This is a genomic window from Variovorax sp. MHTC-1 (assembly GCF_003984645.1).
Taxonomy (GTDB): Bacteria; Pseudomonadota; Gammaproteobacteria; order Burkholderiales; family Burkholderiaceae_C; genus Variovorax.
The window spans coordinates 1-1177 of record NZ_RWKI01000084.1; the positions used below are offsets into that span (position 1 = coordinate 1).

2 protein-coding genes and 1 pseudogene are annotated in these 1177 nt (G+C 66.8%); 2 read left to right on the plus strand and 1 reads right to left on the minus strand.

The window, feature by feature from the left end:
• Together EJI01_RS28340 and EJI01_RS28345 are read left to right on the plus strand one after the other, a co-directional pair.
• On the plus strand, positions 1-375 hold a 375-nt coding region (locus EJI01_RS28340), incomplete at its 5' end, for a 3-methyl-2-oxobutanoate hydroxymethyltransferase (RefSeq protein ID WP_185879114.1).
• A gap of 13 nt (positions 376-388) precedes the next feature.
• A pseudogene (locus EJI01_RS28345) lies at positions 389-540 on the plus strand (pantoate--beta-alanine ligase); the annotation flags it as partial.
• A gap of 111 nt (positions 541-651) precedes the next feature.
• On the opposite strand, the gene EJI01_RS28350 reads toward EJI01_RS28345, so the two are convergent.
• Entirely contained in the window at positions 652-1059 is a 408-nt protein-coding gene (locus EJI01_RS28350; protein WP_126840410.1) for an SET domain-containing protein, read from the minus strand.
• Positions 1060-1177: the final 118 nt, after the last annotated feature.

Sequence of the window (1177 nt, forward strand, 5' to 3'; positions counted from 1 at the left end):
CAGACGGTGCACGCGCTGGGCGGCTACCGCGTGCAGGGCAAGGGCAGCGAGGCCGCCGCCCTGCTCAAGCAGCAAGCCCATGCGCTGCAGGACGCGGGCGCCGCGATGATGGTGCTGGAGATGGTGCCGGCCGCGCTGGCCGCCGAGCTCACCGGCGAACTGAAGCACTGCGCCACCGTCGGCATCGGCGCCGGCCGCGGCACCGCGGGCCAGGTGCTGGTGCTGCACGACATGCTGGGCATCAACCTCGGCAAGATGCCGAAGTTCGTGCGCAACTTCATGGCCGATGCGCCGGGCGTCGCGCAGGCCTTGGCGGCCTATGTGCGCGCCGTGAAGGACGGCAGCTTTCCCGACGACCAACTCCACGCCTGGTAGGCACATCACGACCATGCACATCGCCCGCACCACCCCCGAACTGCGCGAGCATTGGACCGCTTCCATCGCCGCGCCTTCGTCCCCACCATGGGCAACCTGCACGACGGCCACCTGGCCCTGGTGCGCCAGGCCAAGCCGCTGGGCGACGTCACGGTGGCCAGCATCTCCAGTGGAGACGTGCACGCGGCCGGGATCGAGTGCGGTTTCTGCAGCGGCGAACGGTGGCGAGACCGGGCGCTTCGACAGCGGCACCACACGAGTGCACCGCCCGCAGGTTCAAGCGGCTTCGGCTGGCGCGAGCATCGTGCCGCGGCAGTTCGAAGAGCCGCAACGGCAGGGATAGTCCGTGGGCGGCGAGCCATCGTCCGCTGTCAGGCAATAGTCGATGAACAGTTCGTCCCCTGCATCCACCGGGACGATCGTCTGGAACTTCAGCACCAGCCGCCCTGCGTCGTCGTACTCCTCGACCGCCTCGCAGTTCGGGTCGCAGGCGTGATTCAGGTGGCGAGTGCCATTGCCCCCTTTGGCGCCATCGATGGTTTCATGATTGGACAAGGTGAACAAGTAAGTGAGCTGGTCATCCCAGACCCTCGAGGCGACTTCCTGCTGCGAGTAGCGCCGGCCTTCGTAAAGACCCAGGAATGCGAAAAGCTGACATCTGTCGCATCTGGCCAGACGGTGCATGCTTGATGGCAACTGCGCCGGCCTCGAGCGGATGCCCAGCGTGCAAGTGCAGGGCACCGACGAATTCCATTCACCGCCCTCGATGCGCCCGAGGTTGAAGTTGATCGGATGCGCGACG